Source organism: Gordonia sp. CPCC 205333 (assembly GCF_048537885.1).
In the GTDB taxonomy this organism is placed as follows: Bacteria; Actinomycetota; Actinomycetes; order Mycobacteriales; family Mycobacteriaceae; genus Gordonia.
Genome location: NZ_JBCLVI010000001.1, coordinates 604098 through 624192, shown reverse-complemented (window position 1 = coordinate 624192; position 20095 = coordinate 604098). Strand labels below are relative to the sequence as shown.

The window sequence follows — 20095 nt, the reverse complement described above, 5'->3', positions numbered from 1 at the left end:
CTCCGCGTTCTACGTTCGAACCTAACGTGAGAAGCGAACTCCGGAGGAAGAAATGCACAAGTCACGGATCTTCATCAGCACCTCAATGGTCGCCACCGCTGTTTCGATCGGCGGAGTCTTGATCGCCCCGGCACCGGCGTTTGCCGCGAAGTCCTACTCAAACTGCGCCGCCCTGAACGGTGACTATCCTCATGGTGTCGGCAAAGCTGGAGCGACCGATTCCACATCAGGCACGCCGGTAACCGACTTCACCGTCGACAACGATCTCTACAGTGCGAATACCGCGCGGGACCGCGACGATGATGGCATCGCCTGCGAGAAACACTAGCGCGATCGGGCGGACCTAGGCGCTGGCCAACCAGGCGACCGGGCCGCTCCCGTCCGTCCAATAGCCTTCGAGTTTCGCGACCACCTCGCGGGGTAGTGACGCCGGAATCAGGTGCGGAACAACCACTTCGACGTCGGCGACCGATTCAGCCAGCGAGCCACTACCGCGTACCTGCACTCCCGAAGGCACCGCAACACCGTGCTGATCACCGCCTGCGATCACCTGATCGGCTTCGCGACCGCGTTCAAGGATCGTCGCGGTGATGACTGCTTCGGGGTGGACCGTGGCCATCGGCCTATGGTTCCTGCGCGGGCGCTACGACGTTGAAAGTGATCGGCGCCGACTCGCGTTCACCGATCTTGCCGACCGCCTGATAAGCGCCCACCGGGATCTGCACGCGAGGCTTGTTGCACCCGGGGCTTGAGGTGGTTCCCGACCAGGTGATGTTGTCCCGAACCTGCTGAGCAGGCTGGAGAAGCTGATTATTCACCGTCTGCAGCGGCGAGCAGTCCCGCGCCGACCACAGCGTGCGAGTGCCGTCGAGCGTGCGAACCACCACGTTCTGAGCGGCCTTCCCGACGTCGCGAGTGCAGGCGGTGAGTCCCGCGTTGGTCGTGACGATGGTGAACTGCGGCTGATCACCGGTCTTGTAGGTCGGCTTGTCGGTGTAGAGCACCACCGAGATGTTCTGATCCGGGCATAGCCCCGATGCGGGAACCGGAGCGGGCGCCGATGCCGCAGCCGAACTCTGACCTGGCGTCGTGGACGCCGACGTCGGCGGTGCACCGCTGGCATTATTACCTTGCCCGGTGCCGCCTTGATCGCCACCCTGGCCGTCGGGGGTCGCCGATTCAGACGGATCCGCCTGCGTCGGCTGGGCCTGTTCACTGCTCGACGGTGTCGCGGCCGTCTGCTTCGGATCGTCGGAACCCGACGTCGTCCAGACGATCAGCGCTATCACCAAACCGACGATGGCCAATGCACCGACGCCAGCCACAACGCGTCGTCGCCAATAGATCTCCGGCGGCAATGGTCCTTGCGGTTCAATCACATTGCCCACGCTAGTGGTCGTAGCGGGCCGGGTACTTTACCTAATGCGGCGTGTCGGGACTTTATGACTCGCCGATGTCACCCACAACACCACCGAGTTCCACATGCCCGTCGCTCAGGCGATAGGTGAGTCCGACGATGGCGACCTCACCGCTGTCGATGCGATCGCGGATCAGGTTGCTGCGCTGAGTGATCAGGGTGCCGGTCTCCTTAACGTGACGCGCGACGAATTCGTCGACGGTCTTGAGCCCCTCACTCTTTCCTTCCAGCACGCTCGGGGCGATCTTCTCGACGACGGTTCGGATATGGCCGCCGGGAATCTCCAGATCGTCGATCGCATTCACCGTCGCGGTAACCGCGCCACATGAGTCGTGCCCCATCACGGCGATAAGCGGCACGCCGAGAACCTCGGTCGCGTATTCGATGGACCCGATGACCGACGAGTCGACCACATGTCCTGCGGTTCGGACCACGAACATGTCGCCAAGCCCCTGGTCGAAGATGATTTCTGCGGCGACGCGCGAATCCGAGCAGCCGAACATGACGACGCTTGGCGACTGTCCGTCGGCGAGCCGGGAGCGGTCTTCGATACCCTGGCTCGGGTGTATGGACTGGCCCGCGTAGAAGCGGTCGTTGCCGTCGCGGAGTTGCTGCCATGCCTGGGCTGGGGTGATTCTTGCCATGACTAGCAGTGTGCCATCTCGACGGTTGCTCGGCTGGTTCGACCGCGTCGAGCGCGACTTGCCGTGGCGCTCACCGGGAGTCACACCGTGGCAAATTCTCGTCAGCGAAATCATGTTGCAGCAAACTCCAGTCGCGCGTGTCCTGGAGCCGTGGGCGGCGTGGATCGAGCGCTGGCCGACACCGTCGGCGTTGGCCGCCGCACCTACCGCGGATGTCGTGCGCGCCTGGGGCAAACTTGGCTATCCGCGCCGGGCGCTACGACTACGCGAATGCGCGTCGCGATTGGCAACCGACTACGGCGACACCGTCCCCGCCGACGTCGAAACCATGCTGGGCTTACCTGGAATCGGCGACTACACCGCGCGGGCGGTTGCCTGTTTCGCATATGGACAGTCGGTGCCGGTGGTCGACACCAACGTGCGGCGCGTCATCGCCCGTGCGGTGCATGGTCGGGCGATCCCCGGCAACCCCTCGCGCATCGATCTCGATGACGCCGATGCACTGGCACCGCGCACACCGTCGGGACGGTACGCGTCGTCGGCGCCACGCTTTTCTGCCGCGTTGATGGAACTTGGCGCGCTTGTCTGCACGGCGCGGAACCCGGGTTGTGATCGCTGTCCCATCACCGCGACGTGCGCGTGGGTCGCCGCGGGGAGCCCGGCGCACGATGGTCCGCCACCACGGCGCCAACAATTCAAAGGCACCGATCGCCAAGTCCGCGGCCTCCTGTTGGATGTATTGCGCGACAACACCTCTCCAGTGCCGCGGGAACGTTTGGATATCGTGTGGCCAGACGCCGGGCAACGAAATCGTGCACTGGATTCGCTACTCGTGGACGGGCTGGTGGAGGTTTCCGAGGATCAGTTGTACGCGTTGCCGCGCTGATACGCGCGGAGATATGTCCCGACCCTCGATCAGATGTCTATATGACAGCTGACTCGCTCACGGGACATATCTCCGCAAGGTCAAGCCGGAAAGAAATGCCTCAACTGCGCCCCGATAGAAGTCGGGCGCGTCGTCGTGCACAAGGTGACCGGCGCCAGTAGCACGAATGTAGCGAGCATTCTCGTTGGCGGCCAACATATTTCGCATTTGACCGGTCGGCGTCACACTGAACTCCGCCTCGATCAACAAGGTCGGCGCCGACACCGCTCGCCACTGTACCCAGAAGTCGCGCTGACCCCATTCTTCGGCGATCGCCGCCCATACCGGCAAGGTGCCATGCAGGCGCCCGTCGTCGAAGGCCTCGTAGAAGTACTGGCCGGCGATGTCGCCGAACATCGCTTGCGCATGCGCAAGCGATTCGAACCGATCCGGCCAGGAATCGAACCACGGGGTCCACGTTTTGGTGGTCTGACCGCGAAAGTCGGGAGCCATATCTTCGACGATGACCGCTGACACCATCTCCGGGTACCGAGCGGCGGTGCACCACGCGTGCAGGCCGCCCATCGAATGCCCGATCAAGACCGCTGGCCCCTGGTCGATCCAGGTGAGGACTTCGGCGACGTCGGCGACGAATCGTTCAGTGGCGATATCGGTCGGCGGAATCAGCGTCGGATCGGCCGGCACGCCGTCCGATCCGGTATGCCACGCGGCGTCGAGTGTGAAAACCCGACCATAGTTCCGTAGCCAAGAAATTTGCCGCCGCCAGGTCCGCCCGCGGCCCATCAGACCATGCAGCAACACAATTGGGCCGACGCCGTCATCGCGCCCGCCGTAGTCACGCAACCCGGTCTCACTCACGAGACGAATCTAGCGTCTGGCCGACGCGCTCGGTGTGCCGCTAGTGTCGATGTCATGACTGTTGTGAAGATCAACGCTATTTCCGTACCCGACGGCGCCGGCCCCGAGTTGGAGAAGCGATTCGCCAATCGCGCCCATTCCGTCGATGGATCCAAGGGTTTCCTCGGCTTCCAACTGCTGCGTCCCGTCAAAGGCGACGACCGCTACTTCGTTGTAACCCAGTGGGAAACCGAAGAGGATTTCCAGGCATGGGCCAGCGGGCCAGCCCGCGAGGCCCATTCGGGTGAACGCGCCAAGCCGGTTGCCAGCGGCGCCGACCTGCTGGAATTCGAAGTCGTGCTCGACGCCCGTCCCAGCTGACTTCGGACGACCCCTAGCCTCGAAATAGAACGTGTTCTACTATTTGTCGGTAGCCCCGCGTGAGCGAATTCACAGCGGGATCGAACGCGACAAGTAACTGGAGCACACATGACTGACACCGTCGAAAGCGCCACCACCGACCTCGTCGGGGGTGGCGACCAGGCGAATCTCTACATCGGTGGCGAATGGGTCGCACCTCATTCGACGTCGGTACTTGAGGTCTTCTCCCCAGCCACCGGCGTTCGCGTCGGTTCGGTACCGGAAGCAGACTCGGTCGACGTCGACGCAGCGGTTCGCGCCGCACGCGCGTCCTTCGACTCGGGCATCTGGCGCGACAAGACGCCAGCTGAGCGCGCGGCGGTGATCAACCGCGCAGCCGAATTGATTAACGAACGCGGGGCCGATATCCAGAACCTCGTCTCGGCCGAGATGGGTGCTTCGGCCACGGACGTCGCGACATTGCAACAACTACCGGGAACCGGTGTGCTCAACGGCTATGCCGCAGCCGCGCTGGACTATCCGTGGGAGGAAAAGCGCACCGGATTATTCGGGGAGAGCATCGTCGTTCGCGAGGCGGTTGGCGTCGTCGGTGCCATCACCGCCTGGAACGTGCCGCTATTCCTGCTCTGTAACAAGCTCGGCCCATCCCTTGCCGCCGGCTGTTCGGTAGTTCTCAAGCCGGCTCCGGAAACGCCGCTCGACGCCAACTTCATCGCCGAGATCTTCGCCGAAGCCGGTGTGCCACAAGGCGTTATCTCGGTAGTTCCGGGTGGAGCCGAGACTGGAAAGGCACTTGTCGAGCATCCCGAGGTTGACAAGATCACTTTTACCGGATCGACCGCCGCCGGACGCATCATCGCGGCTCGTTGTGGCGAACTACTCAAACGATGCTCGTTGGAACTGGGTGGCAAGTCGGCTGCCATCGTCCTCGAGGACGTTGACATCGCTTCTGCCGCACCAATGCTCGCGTTCTCCGGCCTACTCAACGCCGGCCAGGCCTGCGTCGCGCAGACCAGGATCCTGGTGCCGCGATCACGCCATGACGAGATCGTCGAAGCGATTGTCACCGTAGCCAAAACCTTTGAAGCTGGCACCAACCTCGGCCCACTGATCACCGAGAAGCAGCGCGGCAAAGTCGAAGGTTATGTCGCCACGGGTAAGAACGAAGGCGCGACGGCAGTACTGGAAGGCGGCCGGCCAGAGGGGCATGACAACGGATACTTCGTCACCCCAACGGTTTTCACCGGAGTGACCAACGATATGACTATCGCCCGTGAAGAGATCTTCGGCCCCGTCCTCGGCGTCATCGCCTACGACACCGTCGAAGAAGCCATTGCCATCGCCAATGACTCCGACTACGGACTGGCCGGCTCGGTCTGGACAACCGACATCGCGCGAGGTGTCGAGATCGCCAAGCAGGTCCGCACCGGAACCTACGGAATCAACTGGTACGCAATCGATCCCGCATCTCCGTTCGGCGGCTATAAGAACTCCGGCATCGGCCGCGAAAACGGCCGGGAAGGACTCGAGTCGTACCTGGAGCACAAGTCGATCCTGATGCCGATGGGATACTCGTCGCAGGGTTAGTTCAATGCGAGAACCTAACAGCCCCAACCGATTCGGTTGGGGCTGTTTGCTGTGCTGGCTGCGGAGGACGTGGTCAGTCGCTATCGAAGTCTTGGGGCAATGGCCTCGTCGGCATACCGCGTACCCCACTCATTGAGTGCTGTCACGAATGGCTCCAACGCTCTACCTTGCTCGGTCAACGAATACTCCACCTTCGGCGGCACCTCCGGGTATGCGGTGCGGCGAACGATGCCATCGCACTCGAGTTCACGCAGCTGACGCGTGAGTACCCGAGGAGTCACCGGACCGACCGCGCGGCACAGCTCCCCATATCGCAGGGTGCCGGTTAGAAGGTTCTTGACGATCGTCATCTTCCACGAGCCACCCAACACGGCGATACTCACCTCGACCGGACACACTTCATAGGCCCGTCGCACTGGTTCACGAAGTTCGCGCACATCGTCACTGGTCATCGCCCTAAGCCTCACCTTCCCGTGGCTCATATGGACCGTACCGTCCTTATGGACGATAATGTACATACTATCGGTTCGGCCTATAACCGGCTACTCAGTAGGTATGGGTGAACTCAACAACGACCAAACGGTTGCCGACTCCCGACAGCGAACTCATCCGGCGTGGCGGATGACCGCGCTCGCTGCCGCCGCCCTGCTCGCCGCCGGTTCGTATACGACTATCGCCGGACTCATCACCGACCCCCTCGTCATGAATGAGGGCTGGGGCCGAGCAGATATCGGCATCGCGATAGCCGTCAATATGTTCCTCTACGGCGCGATCGCACCTTTCGGCGCTGCGATGATGGACCGCTACGGACTACGTATCGTCACCACCGCCGCACTGGGCCTGCTAGCCATCAGCTCGACACTCATAATCACGGCCACCCCCACGGCTGGGTGGTTCGTCCTCTGGTGGGGTGTTCTCGTGGGGACCGGCACCGGCTGCTTGACGATGGTCTTCGGTGCAGCCGTCGCGAACCGATGGTTCGTCGAACGTATCGGCCTTGCCACCGGCATACTGACGGCGGCGAGCGTCGTCGGCCAGTTCGCAATACTCCCCCTTCTGTCCGAACTAATGTCGCAGACCGACTGGCACGCACCAATCGCCGCTTGCGGCGTTTTGGCCATCGGTGCTGCCGTTCTCGTCGCGATCGGCCTACGCGACAGCCCCTCCGACGTCGGCTCATCGAGACTGGGTGAGACCGCCCCGCCGAGGAGCGTTTCCGGCTCACCCGACAACGCGGCGGCACGCACATTGCGCGTGCTCCTCACTTGCCTGCACAATCGACGGTTCTGGCTACTCGCTGGCATGTTCTTCCTTTGCGGCGCAACGACAAACGGGCTCATGTGGTCGCATTTCACGCCCGCGGCTCATGACCACGGAATGGCGCCAACGGCGGCATCGACCCTGCTCGCGCTAGTCGGTTTCGCAAACGTAATCGGAACAGTCGCCGCCGGCTGGTTCACGGATCGAATCGAACCCCGGATATTGCTTGCCGTCTTCTTTCTGATCCGAGGACTGACACTCGGCACTTTGCCGGCGATCCTGACCACTCATATCGATCCGCCGTTGATCGCCTTCGCGGTCGCATTCGGAATCCTCGACGTCGCGACCGTGCCACCTACCATCTCAATGTGCCGACACTATTTCGGTGCCGACAGTGCGCTCGCATTCGGTTGGATCAATGTATTCCACCAACTGGGTGCGGGCGCGATGTCCCTGATTGGAGGACTGATTCGGCAGAGCGACGGTTCGTACACTCTCGTCTGGATAGCTGGTGCCACACTTTGTATTGTCGCCGCTGCGCTCGGCGGAACAGTCGGATCGAAAGAGAGCGTCGACTGCCGGATGTCTCGGACTGATACGCCCGGCGACGCCCCCGAAACCGACCGCTAGCGCGATCGCGCGATACCTTTGGCACATGGTTCCCTCTTGGCGTGAAATACGGGCTCTGAATTACGGAACGATCGGGCGGACTGTGCACGGCGTCGCACAGATCAACGACGACTCCACTGAGGAATTCTGGTTCGATCCGCCGTCGCTGTGGCGAGTAGACCATGACGGCGCCCCGAAATGGATTACTACTTTAACCGACGAATGGCGCCGGTCCCCGGAAGCAATGGTCCATACATCGCTAGGCGGGAACACTTATCGAACGACGATGACCACGGGCGCCCATTGCAAGATAATCGTCGGCTCCCATATATTCTGGCCGCTGCCCAGCCGCCACCAACTAGGCTTCGCCGGCGCGGGCGACCCGATTCGAATTCAAAAAGCTACGTTGCATGACCGCCCTGGGTGGCGGGTCGAATTCGCCGAAAACAGCCAGCTGCCAGCTCAGGCTTTTGTCTTCGACGCCGAGACTGGCCTTGTGCTCGCTTGGTCATCTGGAACCGAGCACATTGAGCTAATCTCCTACACGCTTGATGAACAGTTGGATCCGGCACTTTTCACCTACACCGGCCCGGTAGTCGAAGAAGCAGATGAACGCATCGCCCTTCAAGCCGAGCACGAGGAAAAACAACGAGCCCTTGACGCCCTGCCCAAGCCGGCACCGGCCTGGTATCCCTTCTCAATCTCGGTCAATGCGACCGACGGTGATACATCAACCGGCGCACTCGACATGTCACTCAACATTTCCGGGCCATCACTTAGTGTGCGGCGCTGGCTCACGGGCACGACGCCGCCCGAACCGTCGCCATACAGCTCGTTCGACGACGCGGTAAGGACCGTAGGAAACATCTGGACCTACGAGTTGACTTCGCATTCTCCGCTCGCGGAAATCGATGCGCGCCGCATTCTGGAATCGATTCCGCCAGTCGATCCGCCGCGTCCAGCGGCGGAAATCATCGCCGAGCAACAAGCTGCCGAAGCAGCGCATGAACTTGCCCTGCGCACTCCCGGCACCGCGGAAACGACCGGCATCATCTACTCCGGGCCGGTGAATGTGAGCTATATGCAGTTCTATCTACACGCCTACAACGACGGCGAGGTTTCAGTAGGCACGCCCCAAAACTTCGGGCTAATCGGCGGAGACACCCCCGGTCAAGTCTTGTTCACGACTGGACTTCATACCGGCGATGTCGGTGTAACACTCGAAATCGCCGACATTCGCCCAGAACTGGCGCTTAATGATTGGGAAGAGGTCGGCGAAGTGCCGCTGACCGTCGACGCGCCCCTAATATTGACCGGGTGGGGTACTGGTGACCCTGGCGTGCGACTTCCTATTTCCAAAGGCACCTACCGTCTGCGCTACTGCGCCAACAATATGGACGCGGCGCGCGAAGCGGATGTCGGCGAACTTATCGACGAATACCAGATCACTATCTGGCCCAGTCCCATTCAACCCGACGAACTCATCAAACAGACATCACAAGCCGCCGGCTATTGGAACGACCTCGAACGCTGACTTCCCGCTACCGAACTCCCCGCCGATGCAGAGTGATCGCCGAGACCAGGAAGAAGATTCCGCCCAGTGTCGCGTATCCGGCGAGAATCGCAAGCGAAGGTTCCGATCCACCGGCCTGGGCGATGAAGCCGCCGCCAGCCAAGACTGAAATCGCACCACTGAGGATCATCGCCCATTGACCGCCAAGCCGACGACGCAGGACGGCGACGACTAGCTGTACGAGTCCAGCCGTGACGGCCCAGCCGCCCCAGATTCGCAGAACGGCAGGAATATCCACGCTGACCGCGATTGCCAACCCGATTCCGGTCAGCACGCTCAACGCCATGTTGATGTAGAGCGGTCCGGTCGCCCGCATACCCTTCGACGTCCGCACGTCGATCACCGCTGCAGCGACATCGAACAGCGGATAAATCACCAGCAGAGCGACACTGGCCGGATTCAGCGTCGAAGCTGTCAGCGCGAGCAGCGCCGCCCATACGACTGCGAAGCCGAAGCGGGCGTAGTAGAGGTTTCGCAGCGATAGGTTGGCGGTGCCTGTGACGTTGGGAACGGCGGCGGCGGGGACGGTGGTAGACATTGATCCTTCTTTCAGCGGGACGGTGGGCTCACGAGAGCCTGAGATAGAACGTTCGTTCTTCCGACTATCGTCTACCACCATCACCGTTGTCAAGAACGAACGTTCTATCTGATAGCCTCGAATGGCATCGAAATCGGAGCGAGGCGACATGTCAGAAGCGCGAACACGCCTGGTCAGCAAGGCCAGCGAGTTGTTCTATTCACAGGGACTTCACTCGGTGGGAGTCGATCGGATCGTTGCCGACGCCAAGGTCACCCGCGCGACGATGTACCGCCACTTCCCTAGCAAAGACGACCTCATCGTCGGCTACCTGACTGCGGCCGACGATGCCATCCGAGCCCAGATTCAGCAGGTTCGCGAGCGGCGATTATCGCCAGCGGACACCATTCGAGCCGTCGGGCGCACCATCGCCGACGGCATCGAATCACCCGGATTTCGCGGCTGCGCGTTCCTCAACGCCGCCGCCGAATACCCTGATCCGGACCATCCGGTACATCAGGTGGTGCTCAGTCACCGTGGGTGGTTTCTAGCGACGGTCACCGAGTTGTTCATCGACGCCGGGGCGACCGCCCCTGACTCGGCCGCTCGACATTTCGTCATGCTCCGCGACGGAGCGATGGCCGCCGGCTGCCTAACTGACCCGGTGCCGGTATGCGCTACGTTCCGAGACGGCATCGAGCGACTGCTCGACTGAACCCCTAACCGGTCGGCACCGGCACTGACGGCGCCGGCACTGAACTCGACGCGGGCGGCAATGGTTTTGCGCCCGACGGCGCCGTCGTCTCCTTCGAAATCAATTGGCGCAGAGTGGTATCGGTCAGCACATCGATATTCTGAATCTTCCAGGCCCCGTCGGTGCGAACCATATCGAAGGTGACCCGGCTCGGATCGACCCGTACATCTTCTTTATTGCCGCGCGACACAGACTGATTGACGAAGATCAGCACTTTCGCGGTATCGCGGGTGTTCTCGATGACGCCGGCGTCTTGCACTACCGCCGAGGACACGATGTTGTCCTTACGCACCGTGTCACCGTAGTTGGGATCGACCGTCCACTGCTTGTATTGTTTCGCGGCCTCCCCGGTCACGAACGATTGCGATCGCCGAATATGGTCATCGATATTCTTAGGCGTGTAGCCGAACATCGTTGTCGCATAATCCTTTGCCGACGACACCGCCGACTCTCGCGACTTCTCGGTGCTGTGAGCCGAGAAGTACGCGACACCGAGAACTGTTGCTACGGCGATCGCCGCAACTAGCACCGCACCGTAGATCGCCCACGCTATCTTCCCGCGGTGCAACGTATTTCGATCCGCCATTACGTCACCCACTCGAAGTTGGTCATCTTGAGCTGGCCATTGATCCGAGTCATGTCAACGCGCCACCGATATGTTTCGACCACTAACTCGTCATTCGGATTCTCCGGCTTGGAGGTCCAGCCGAATACCATGATCGCCGACCCTCGGTCCGGCTCGGCACGCGTAACAGCGGTACTCAAAACCGTTGTCTTGGTGTTCAATTTCCCCTGTTTGACCAGTTCGACGGTCTGGCCCGCGGCCTGTTCCATCTGCTGTTTGGCGTACCCGCTGGTCTGTTCAAGCAGCGTCTTCTGCAACTGGCCGGCATTCGACGGCGTCAAGGTGGTGAGGTTGACTGTCACTTGCTCGGCGAAGGCCGAGTATTCGGCGCGCAACTCGTCACGTTGATCGGCCCGATACTTGCCAATGCCGAATAGAGTGCCCAGCGCGAGGACCGCGATCAACACGACTCCTGCGAGCACCCGCGAGCCGATCTGAATTACCTTGTCGCGGTTGGCCGCAGAGCGTCGCACCTCACCCGAATGAGTCGGCGTTTTCCACAGATCGCCGTGGTCGTCGTTATCAGCGGCCTGGTTCGACTTGGCTTGTGTGCGCGATTTGCGGCGCTCCAGAAATGACTTCTGCAACGGCGATGCTTTCACCGGCACTTCGCGCTTCTTTGTCGGCACACTCTTTTCCGTTGCGGCGGTTCCGGTTTCGTCGGAGGTCGTTGTGATCTGCGCTGCCCCGTCGCCGGTCTCGGTTACGGTGTCGCTGTTACTAGGCTCTGCCATGTGGTGTCTTTCCCTTGCGAGTCGGCGCCAAGACCCGCGTTGTATTTCTTGCCGTCGGGGCCGATGTAGTCGCCCGTCTTTGGATCGTACGACGTGCCGTACACCGCCGGCGCTGAGCTGTAGCTCGACGGGTTGGCTGGCACGATCGCGCCCTGCGGCACTGTCGTGGGTTTGTTGGCCGAGCTCGGCCGATTGGCCGGGGTCGGCGTGGTCGTCTGCGGCTGCACATTGCCGGGGAGTTTCAGACCGAAGGGCAGACCGTTCGGCAGGGCGACGTTCTCGCCCTTGGACTTGTATCCGGTACGGCATTCCGCAGGCGACGGAGCACGTCGTCCGGGGTATTCCATACACGGGAAATTGCGTGCACCGCGCACCGCGAGCTGGGAGTCTTGCGGTACTCGGCACAGCATACCGGGCGGCAGGTCACGAGGGGTCTGTGCGCCGCCACCACGCCATTGCGTAAACGGCAGGAAGCCTACGGTACATGTCCCCGGATCTTGGAAGCCCAGGGCAAAATCGACGTTGGCGCCGTACCGATCACTGTCGCCGGTGTTCACCACGGTCGTCAGCGCATTGATGAGTCGCGGGTAGATCACCACGATCTGCTGCAGGTTTGGGTGATAGATCGCCAGCGTGCGCGCGGCGGTCGACAAATTGTTGACGAGCAACGGCACCGACTGATTCATCGAATCGAACAGCTGCTGCGTCTGACTCGCGACCGCGGGCCCCTTGGCGAGGATGTCGGTGATCTCCGGCTTGTTGGCACGCAACTGATCGGTCACCTTGGTGACATTCGACGTCCATGACCGGATCTCGTCCGACGTCGCGGTTTGCGTCGCCAGGATGTCGCCGGCCTGACGAACCAGATCGATGGTCACATCGGAGTTCTTATTGGCGTCGTCGACCAGCAGCACCATCGAGTCGAGAAGGCGCTGGAGCTGTTCCCCGGTCCCGTTGAACGCGGTAAACGCTTCGTCCATCAAGTCGCGCAGTTTGGTGTCGCCGACCTGGTTCAGCAGCTTGGTCGCCTGATCGAGCATCGCCGAAATCTCAACGGGCACATCTTGCGAACTCACCACCGAGCCGTCGTACAACTTAGCGCCGTCACCATCGCCATTCCTGGGACTGAACTCCACGTATTGCTCACCGACCGCCGACACACTGCGTACCGATGCCTGCGAGTCAACCGGAATCTTCGCCGACGACTCGATATCCAGCGTGGCCGCCACGCCGCCATCGGTGAGCACTACCGACGAAACCTTGCCGACATTTACACCGCGATAGCTGACGTTTGCGTTCTGGTAGAGGCCGCCCGAACTCGGCAATTCAAGTGTCACAACGTATTTGCCGATTCCCGCCATCTGCGGGACCCGAAGATAGAAGACCGCTATCGCGATCAGCGAAATCACGGTCACAATCGCGAAAATAGTCAGCTGCAAGCGGACAAACCTGGTTATCTTCATTGGCTACCGACCGCCTTGTCCGGGCGAAGTAAACGGATTCAAGCCACGTTTGGCCGCGCCGGCCGGCTTGCTGGTCAAACCTTCGGGGCCGACGACCCGGCTCGCCAAGACCGAGGAGAACAAACCGCCGCCGAGCCGCTTGAAGGTCAAATCCAGGGTCAGATCCGAATTCACGTAGTCGCCCTTGACGATCTTGGGGATGGCCGCCTCGTAGAACGGGAAGGTCAGCAGCAGGCCAAGGGACTGAGTCAGCGCCGGTCCGGTCTTCGACAGTTCATCGACAACCGGCACCAGATTCTTGATGATGACCCGCAGATCGGTGTCGTTGGCTGTCAAGATGGAATCGGTGGTGCTGGACAATCTGCCCACTGCCGCAAGTGTATTGGTGAACTGCACCCGCTGGTCGATCAGCAATTGCAGGATCTGCGGACCGTCGGTCAGCGCTCGCTCCACTGTCGGGGTCTGCGCGTTGATTGTGGCCGAGAGTCGATCAATCCCTTCCATCGCACGAATGATGTTGTCGCGCTGCGCATTTAAATCGCCAACCAAGGTGTTGAGGCGAGGAATGAGTTTGGCGATCACGTCCTGTCGCCCCGCAAAGACCGCGTTCAGTTCATGCACCACATCGCCGAACTGGGACAGGCCGCCTCCGTTGAGCACTACCGACAACGAACTGAGCACCTGCTCGGTCGTCGGGAAAGTACACGCTTGAACCTGTTGTGCCGCAGTGATATCCGGGATCGGATTCGCCGGCGTCGCCAGATTCTCCTGTTCCGGACATTTGGTGAGCGGGATCTCGTCGCCGGGTCGCATCATGCCCTGCGCCGGATTCTCCGGCTGCAAGATCGCCAGATGGGATGACCCGAGGACACTTGTCATGCCGACCATCACCTGCGAGCCGCGCGGGATACGGGTGCCCTGGTTGAGCCGCAGTACGACGTCGGCGTTCCAGTCCTTCACCTTGATTGAACCGATCGATCCGACGGTTGCGTCATCGAGCATGACCGGCGCGTTGGTCACCAGTCCCGCCGCTGAGGGGATCATTGCCGAGATCTCGTACGCACCGTCGCCGGTACCTGGGGCACCTGGGACCGAAACCGATTGTGGTCCTTCAAATCCGCAGGCGCTCGCCCCAACCGCCAATGCACCAACGGTCACAACCGCGGCAATCGTTCGCCGCCACCTCGGGGATACGCGCATCACTTCTCACCGCCGTAGGGCACCAAGAGATTGCCGAGTGGAGTGCTGCCGTTGTCTTTGCGGGTCTGCGCGTCGAGTTGGCGGATGTCAGCCTGCGCGCGCGCCTTGACACTCGGATTCTGATACTTGATCTGGTTAGGTCGCGCGTTGACTCCGGTGACCGGGTTGGTCAGGAACGGCGGGTAGTTCATGGTGAATGACGCGAACAGCGGTGCGATCGTGTCGACACACTTCTCGACATCCTTCTGATCTTGACCGGGACGATCGTTGGCCTGCATGGTGCCGCAGAGCAGTGTGACCAAATTCGATCCCATGCCAAGACCGAAGATTCCCGAGAGCGAGCCGAACAGTGGGTTGTAGATGTTGTAGAAGTTCGCCAACTGCGTCGGCCCGGAGTGCAGGAGTCCTTGTACCTGTTCATCTTTCGTGCGCAGAACGGTCGTCGCAGTCGACAGACGACGGATCGAATCCGAGAGCGTAGAGCCGTTGGTGTCGATGAACGACTTGATGTCGGTCAGCGCACTGTCCAAGTTGTGCAGGGCGCCGTTGAGTGCGGTCGTGTTATTCGCCAATACCGAACTGACAGAAGCTATCCGACCGTTGAATTGCATCAACTGTTCGTGGCTCGTGGACAGCGAATCGGTGAGTTTCTGCAGACTTCGGATGGTGGCGAACAGATCACCGCGACCCGACGACAGCGTTCCCATCACGTCGGAGAGTTCTTTGATCGACGAATTGATGGCCTTGCCGTTGCCCGCCAGGTTCTGGTAGCCAATATCGACGGCGTCCGACAGTGTGCCTGGGTCGGTCCCCTTGGGACCGACGGCGTCGGTGAGCCGGGTCAATTGCTTCTTGACGTCGTCCCACTCCATCGGCACGGCAGTGCGTTCCATCGGAATGTCCGCGCCGCCAACCAATGTCGCGCCCTCGGTGTAAACCGGGGTGAGCTGAATGAACCTTCCGGACACCAAACTCTGCGCGACGATGACCGCTTTCGCGTCCGCCGGAATCTTGACGTCCTTGTCGAGTTCCATCGTCACCTTGACCGCGCTAGGTTGCGGCGAGATGGACGTGACCCGCCCGACGTTGACTCCGACGACGCGGACCGGATCGCCGTTGTAGAGGCCTGTGACGCTGGCAAAATACGCGGTGACCTTGTTCTTGGTCGCCGCCTTGTATCCGAAGTAGCCGGCGAATAGGAGGGCGACAATCACCACGACGGCGACGATCACCAACCACGTCTTCTTACTGATAGCCATCGTCACCCTCCTGCTCTCGGCTTGGTCGTCGTCGTCAGCGGCGGGTAGGACGTTCGCGGCTTAGTCGTCTGTGGCGGACCGGCGGTCGGGTACGGCACGGTCGGCTTCGGTTTGGGTTTGTTCTCGTCGTATCCGGGGACCAGCGAATAGTTCTCCGGATTGAGAATGTTGGTGTAGCTGTAGGCCTGCCAAATCTCGGGGTACTTCTGCCGCAGAATCTTCATGAAGACCGCGGTGTAGTCGCCGAAGGTTGGGATGCCGACCAGCGAGGAGAAGTATGGCCCCGAGGCAACGGCCTCGCCCAGGGTATTCGCATACGGCCCGAGTTGGTCGATGGCCTCGCCGAGCACTTTCTGATTGTCGTTGAGTACGTTGAGCACTCGGTTCAACTTCAGCAGCACCGGTTTGAGTTGCGCGTTGTTATCCTTGATGAACCCACTGATCTGTGCGGCGACGTCGCGCGTTCCGGTGATTAGCAAGCCGATCGCTTGCTGGCGCATCTGCAACTCGCCGAACAGGGAATTGGCATCGAGCAGAAGATCATTGATCTTTTCGCTGCGATCACCGAGGATTTTCGACACCCGATTGGCCTTGGCGAGCAGTTCGCGCAGCGAGTTGTCTCGATCGGCGATGGCCTTGGACACCCTGGAGACGCCGTCAACGGCACCACGCACCGACGACGGCGTCTGCGAGAAGGCGTTAGTCATCGTTCGCAGCGCCTCGTTGAGCTGATCGACGTTGGTTTCCGACAAGGTATCGGTCGCGCCTTCGAGGGCATCGGACAGCGAATACGGCGACACCGTGTTCTCGTTGGGGATCTCGCCGCCCGGCTTGATCCGGTCGGGGCCATGCGAGATCAGCGTCAGGTTGCGTCGTCCCAGAACCGTTTCGGTCTTGATCGCAGCCTGCGTATCGATGCCGAATAGCACGTTGTCGGCGGTACGGAAATTGACCCGTGCTTTGGTGCCCTTGTCGGTCGACGCGAGCGAGATCTTCTCTACCGAACCGACATTGACACCGGACACCACCACGACGTCGCCGGGGACCAGGCCGCCGGCGTCATCGAAATACGCGCTGTAGGTACTGATCGGCGACAGATAGGGCAACTTGTCCATTTGCAATGCGACGACCACCACCATCGCGGTCACCACGAAACCGATAACACCGGCCGCCGCGCGACTGCGCACGCCGCGCTTGTCGTCACGTGCCGCATCAGCATCACCGGACGTACTCCGCCGATTCTTGAACACACCACCGAAAGGGACACTCATGTGTTGTCACACCTGTTTCCCGGTCGAGAGTTCTTCGTCGCGTCGAGAGTCACCACCGAGATCTGCGTGTTGCCCGGTCCGGTGAAAAGCAGGCGTTGCTTGCACAGCCAGATTTGCAGCCACGCTCCGTAGGAACCGAGATTCGACAGCATCTTGAAGTCATTTGGCAAGCGCGGCAACACTTCCCGAACGTAACCCTCACCCTTGTTCATCTCGTCGGCGAGTCTGCCGGTATCGGTAACCAACGACTGCAACTGCGGACGCGTGTCAGTGAGCAAGCCCGCCAAGTCGTTGGTGAGCGCCGACGTCGACGAGAGCGATTGCCCAATCGTCATTCGATCCGCCGCGAGTCCGTCGACGAGTTGATGCAGCCGGTCGAGATCGGTGGAGAAGCCCTGTTGGTCGGCGTCGAGGGTGCCGAGGGTCTTGTTCAGATTGTCGATCACCTGGCCGATCAGTTGATCCCGGTCGGCGAGACTGTTGGTGAACTGCGAGGTCGACTTCAATAGTTGAGTCAGCGCGGGACCCTGCCCCTGGAACACTTGGATCAGGGATTCGGAGAGCTCGTTGACCTCAGCCGGGTTGAGAGTGCGAAACAGCGGTTTGAACCCGCCGAGCAGCTTGTCGAGGTCGAGGGCCGGCTCGGTCTGTGAGATCGGGATCTGGCTGCCCGGACTGATCGTCGAATTAACCTCGCCGACACCGCGTTGCAGCTCGACGTACCGGTCTCCGGTGAGGTTCTCATACCGGATCAGCGCCCGCACGCTCGACGGCAGCGGGTAGTCCTCATCCACGCTGAAGTCGACTTTGGCCTCCGAGGACCGGGTGAGTTCGATCCCCGATACCGCACCGACCTCGACGCCCGCGATCTTCACCTTGGCGCCGGTCTTCATCGACGACGCACTGGTGAACATCGCCGAGTAGTCGTTGGAACTGCCCGGACGGTACCGACTGAAGACCACGACCAGCGCCACGAATACCAGGACCATCGTGATTGCGAAGATGCCCAGTTTGATCAGGGTCGCGCGGAACGCGCGGGCTCTACTATCCACGGGGCGGTGCTCCAAACAACAACTGAAAGACCTTCTTGGAATTGAACTTTGGCGTGGTACGCGGCTGATAGGGCTGCGGCGCGTTATCGCTCACGTAGAAGTCGGCCTTCTTTTTCGGCCGCGGATTACTCAGTCCCCCTTCACAAGTCGGCGGTCCATCGGCATTGTTCTCGGGAAGGTTGTACGGATACCGATACGGTTCCTTGCCAGGTAGCAGGCCGGCATTGAGTTTGAGCTGTCCGTCGTTGAGGCCGAAGATCGGCGCAGCCATCTGCCCGGCAGCCGCGGTCGCGGTAATGAAACATCGCAACCCCGGAGCCTGGTAACCCAGCAGCGTCGCCGTCGGATTCAGATTGCTCAGCATCCTGATGATCTGCGTGCGGCGCGGCGCGAGGATGCCGTCGATCGTATTCGCCATGCCGGTCGTATTCACCAGCAGCGCATCGAGATTCGAGGTGTTGTCCACCAGCGTATTGCCGAGGAAGATCGTATTGTCGACGGTGCGCAACAGATCGGGCATCACATCGGCGTAGACATTGGTCGCCGACGCCGCCTGCTCGAACAACTCGTTGAGTTCGGTCAGATGCGGGTTGGTCTTCGCCAGCAATGTCGACAGGCCGGCCAGACCTTGACCGATATTGTCACCGTTGCCATCGAGCGCGGTATTCAGCGCTCCGATGGTGGCGTTGAGTTTCTCCGGCTGCAGCTTCGCCAGCACCGACACGAGTTTCTGATAGACGGTGTTGAGTTCCACCACCACGTGGTCGGCGTCGATGACCGCGCCAGCGCTCAGCGTTCCAACCGGGCCGCTCGCAGGGACGTCGAAGTTGACCGCTTTGGCACCAAAGATGGTGTTGGACTTGATATCTGCGGTGACGTTCGCGGGAATCATATGCAATTGGTCCGACGCGATATCGAGCGTCAGAACGGCATGTCCGTCGCGTTGTTCGATGGAGTTGACGCGCCCGACCTCCACTCCGCGCAGCTTCACTTTCGCATCGGGGTTCATCACCAGGCCGGCGCGCGGCGCGACGACGGTCACCGGTTTGGTCGATTTGAATCCACCGAGGAACTGGATACTGGCTGCGGCGATCAACGCGACGAGTCCGATCACCATGCCGGCCGCGGCGAGTTTGCGAACGCCGTTGCTGCGCTCCTGTTTACGTGACATCGCTCAGCCCGCCAGGTTGAATTTGCCGTCTGCGCCATAGATGGCGAGCGAGGTCAACAGGGTGATGACAACGACCACGACCAGCGATGCCCGCACCGCGTTGCCCACCGCAATGCCGACGCCGACCGGTCCGCCGGAGGTGTTGAAGCCGTAGTAGGTGTGAATGAGCATCACGGCCACAGCCATGCAGATGGCCTGCACGAACGACCACATGATGTCGGAGGGGATCAGGAAGGTGTTGAAGTAATGGTCGTAGACGCCAGGCGACTGTCCGTAGAGAAAGACGGTGGCAAATCGGCTGGCGACGAACGACGCCAATGATGCCAGTGCGTAGAGCGGGATGATCGCGACGAGTCCGGCGATGATTCGAGTGCTGACGAGGTAGGGAATCGACGAGATGGCCATGACTTCGAGGGCGTCGATCTCCTCACTGACTCGCATCGCACCCAACTGTGCCGTCGCCCCGGCTCCGATCGTCGCCGCGAGGGCGATACCGGCGATCACGGGAACGGCGATACGCACGTTGATGAATGCCGAGAAGAATCCGGTCAGTGCCTCGACGCCGATATTGGCCAATGAGTTGTAGCCCTGTACCGCGATCGTGCCGCCGGTGAACAGCGTCAAAAAGCCAACCACGACGACCGTGCCACCGATCATCGCGAGTGCGCCGGTACCCATCGAGATTTCGGCGATCAGGCGCAGTGTTTCTTTCTTGTACAGCCGCAACGCCTTGGGGATCGACACAATGCTGTCCCAATAGAACAGCGCCTGGTCCCCGATATGATTCCAGTCTTCGCCGACGTTCTTCACAGCTACGCGGGCGCCTCGCAAACGGGTGGTGAATGGAAGAACCAT

General features: G+C 61.1%; 22 protein-coding genes. 7 read left to right on the top strand and 15 right to left on the bottom strand.

All coding sequences use genetic code 11. The features are described 5' to 3' along the window. The first annotated feature begins 85 nt into the window (after positions 1-85). Positions 86-328 carry an excalibur calcium-binding domain-containing protein gene (locus tag AAFP29_RS02970; protein WP_419216329.1) on the top strand — a complete coding sequence of 81 codons (243 nt, stop codon included), beginning with the start codon at positions 86-88 and terminating at the stop codon, positions 326-328. 15 nt (positions 329-343) lie between these two features. Here the strand turns inward: AAFP29_RS02970 and AAFP29_RS02965 are convergent, their stop codons facing one another. From AAFP29_RS02965 to AAFP29_RS02955, 3 genes are all read right to left on the bottom strand, one after another. Beyond that, complete coding sequence (locus tag AAFP29_RS02965) at positions 344-619, bottom strand: hypothetical protein (protein ID WP_419215813.1); 276 nt, start codon at positions 617-619, stop codon at positions 344-346. A gap of 4 nt (positions 620-623) precedes the next feature. Beyond that, complete coding sequence (locus tag AAFP29_RS02960; RefSeq protein WP_419215812.1) at positions 624-1379, bottom strand: hypothetical protein; 756 nt, start codon at positions 1377-1379, stop codon at positions 624-626. Between the two features lie 61 nt (positions 1380-1440). Continuing rightward, a complete protein-coding gene (locus tag AAFP29_RS02955) occupies positions 1441-2061 on the bottom strand; it encodes a carbonic anhydrase (RefSeq protein WP_419215811.1) in 621 nt (206 codons plus the stop codon). Here AAFP29_RS02955 and AAFP29_RS02950 point away from each other — a divergent pair. Further along, positions 2060-2947, top strand: a complete 888-nt coding sequence (locus tag AAFP29_RS02950) for an A/G-specific adenine glycosylase (protein WP_419215810.1) — start codon at positions 2060-2062, stop codon at positions 2945-2947. The two genes, AAFP29_RS02955 and AAFP29_RS02950, sit on opposite strands and share 2 nt — an antisense overlap. A 57-nt stretch (positions 2948-3004) precedes the next feature. Here AAFP29_RS02950 and AAFP29_RS02945 read toward each other — a convergent pair whose 3' ends face one another. Continuing rightward, a complete protein-coding gene (locus AAFP29_RS02945; RefSeq protein WP_419215809.1) occupies positions 3005-3805 on the bottom strand; it encodes an alpha/beta fold hydrolase in 801 nt (266 codons plus the stop codon). A 54-nt stretch (positions 3806-3859) separates the two neighbouring features. On the opposite strand from AAFP29_RS02945, the gene AAFP29_RS02940 reads away from it, so the two are divergent. Both AAFP29_RS02940 and AAFP29_RS02935 read left to right on the top strand, forming a co-directional pair. Next, on the top strand, positions 3860-4165 hold the full coding sequence (locus tag AAFP29_RS02940; RefSeq protein WP_419215808.1) for an antibiotic biosynthesis monooxygenase family protein: 306 nt from the start codon (positions 3860-3862) through the stop codon (positions 4163-4165). A gap of 108 nt (positions 4166-4273) precedes the next feature. After that, the gene (locus AAFP29_RS02935) at positions 4274-5752 is read left to right on the top strand and encodes an aldehyde dehydrogenase (protein WP_419215807.1); all 1479 of its coding nucleotides are present in this window, start codon (positions 4274-4276) and stop codon (positions 5750-5752) included. A gap of 80 nt (positions 5753-5832) precedes the next feature. Here the strand turns inward: AAFP29_RS02935 and AAFP29_RS02930 are convergent, their stop codons facing one another. Beyond that, positions 5833-6204, bottom strand: a complete 372-nt coding sequence (locus AAFP29_RS02930) for a winged helix-turn-helix transcriptional regulator (RefSeq protein WP_419215806.1) — start codon at positions 6202-6204, stop codon at positions 5833-5835. Between the two features lie 103 nt (positions 6205-6307). Here AAFP29_RS02930 and AAFP29_RS02925 point away from each other — a divergent pair, with 103 nt between their 5' ends. Next, the gene (locus AAFP29_RS02925; RefSeq protein ID WP_419215805.1) at positions 6308-7642 is read left to right on the top strand and encodes an MFS transporter; all 1335 of its coding nucleotides are present in this window, start codon (positions 6308-6310) and stop codon (positions 7640-7642) included. Positions 7643-8027: 385 nt separating this feature from the next. Continuing rightward, complete coding sequence (locus AAFP29_RS02920) at positions 8028-9155, top strand: hypothetical protein (RefSeq protein ID WP_419215804.1); 1128 nt, start codon at positions 8028-8030, stop codon at positions 9153-9155. 7 nt (positions 9156-9162) lie between these two features. On the opposite strand, the gene AAFP29_RS02915 is transcribed toward AAFP29_RS02920, so the two are convergent. Then, a complete protein-coding gene (locus tag AAFP29_RS02915; RefSeq protein WP_419215803.1) occupies positions 9163-9732 on the bottom strand; it encodes a hypothetical protein in 570 nt (189 codons plus the stop codon). A 148-nt stretch (positions 9733-9880) separates the two neighbouring features. Between AAFP29_RS02915 and AAFP29_RS02910 the strand changes: the two genes are divergently transcribed. Next, positions 9881-10426, top strand: coding sequence for a TetR/AcrR family transcriptional regulator (locus AAFP29_RS02910; RefSeq protein WP_419215802.1), 546 nt, complete (start codon positions 9881-9883; stop codon positions 10424-10426). A 4-nt stretch (positions 10427-10430) separates the two neighbouring features. On the opposite strand, the gene AAFP29_RS02905 is transcribed toward AAFP29_RS02910, so the two are convergent. From AAFP29_RS02905 to AAFP29_RS02865, 9 genes are read right to left on the bottom strand one after another with little or no spacing between them, the layout of a single operon-like run. Further along, entirely contained in the window at positions 10431-11051 is a 621-nt protein-coding gene (locus AAFP29_RS02905) for a hypothetical protein (RefSeq protein WP_419215801.1), read from the bottom strand. Next, positions 11051-11824, bottom strand: a complete 774-nt coding sequence (locus AAFP29_RS02900; RefSeq protein ID WP_419215800.1) for a hypothetical protein — start codon at positions 11822-11824, stop codon at positions 11051-11053. Before AAFP29_RS02900 ends, AAFP29_RS02905 begins: the two co-directional genes overlap by 1 nt. Then, complete coding sequence (locus AAFP29_RS02895) at positions 11794-13287, bottom strand: MCE family protein (protein WP_419215799.1); 1494 nt, start codon at positions 13285-13287, stop codon at positions 11794-11796. Before AAFP29_RS02895 ends, AAFP29_RS02900 begins: the two co-directional genes overlap by 31 nt. Before the next feature lie 3 nt (positions 13288-13290). Beyond that, positions 13291-14487: an MlaD family protein gene (locus tag AAFP29_RS02890; protein WP_419215798.1), complete on the bottom strand. Its 1197-nt coding sequence runs from the start codon at positions 14485-14487 to the stop codon at positions 13291-13293. Then, positions 14487-15746: an MCE family protein gene (locus AAFP29_RS02885; protein WP_419215797.1), complete on the bottom strand. Its 1260-nt coding sequence runs from the start codon at positions 15744-15746 to the stop codon at positions 14487-14489. Before AAFP29_RS02885 ends, AAFP29_RS02890 begins: the two co-directional genes overlap by 1 nt. Before the next feature lie 2 nt (positions 15747-15748). Further along, positions 15749-17017, bottom strand: a complete 1269-nt coding sequence (locus AAFP29_RS02880) for an MCE family protein (protein WP_419215796.1) — start codon at positions 17015-17017, stop codon at positions 15749-15751. Then, entirely contained in the window at positions 17014-18069 is a 1056-nt protein-coding gene (locus tag AAFP29_RS02875) for an MCE family protein (protein WP_419215795.1), read from the bottom strand. Before AAFP29_RS02875 ends, AAFP29_RS02880 begins: the two co-directional genes overlap by 4 nt. Continuing rightward, positions 18062-19240, bottom strand: coding sequence for an MCE family protein (locus tag AAFP29_RS02870; protein WP_419215794.1), 1179 nt, complete (start codon positions 19238-19240; stop codon positions 18062-18064). The genes AAFP29_RS02875 and AAFP29_RS02870 overlap by 8 nt, the downstream gene beginning before the upstream one ends. Before the next feature lie 3 nt (positions 19241-19243). Next, on the bottom strand, positions 19244-20095 hold the full coding sequence (locus AAFP29_RS02865; protein ID WP_419215793.1) for an MlaE family ABC transporter permease: 852 nt from the start codon (positions 20093-20095) through the stop codon (positions 19244-19246).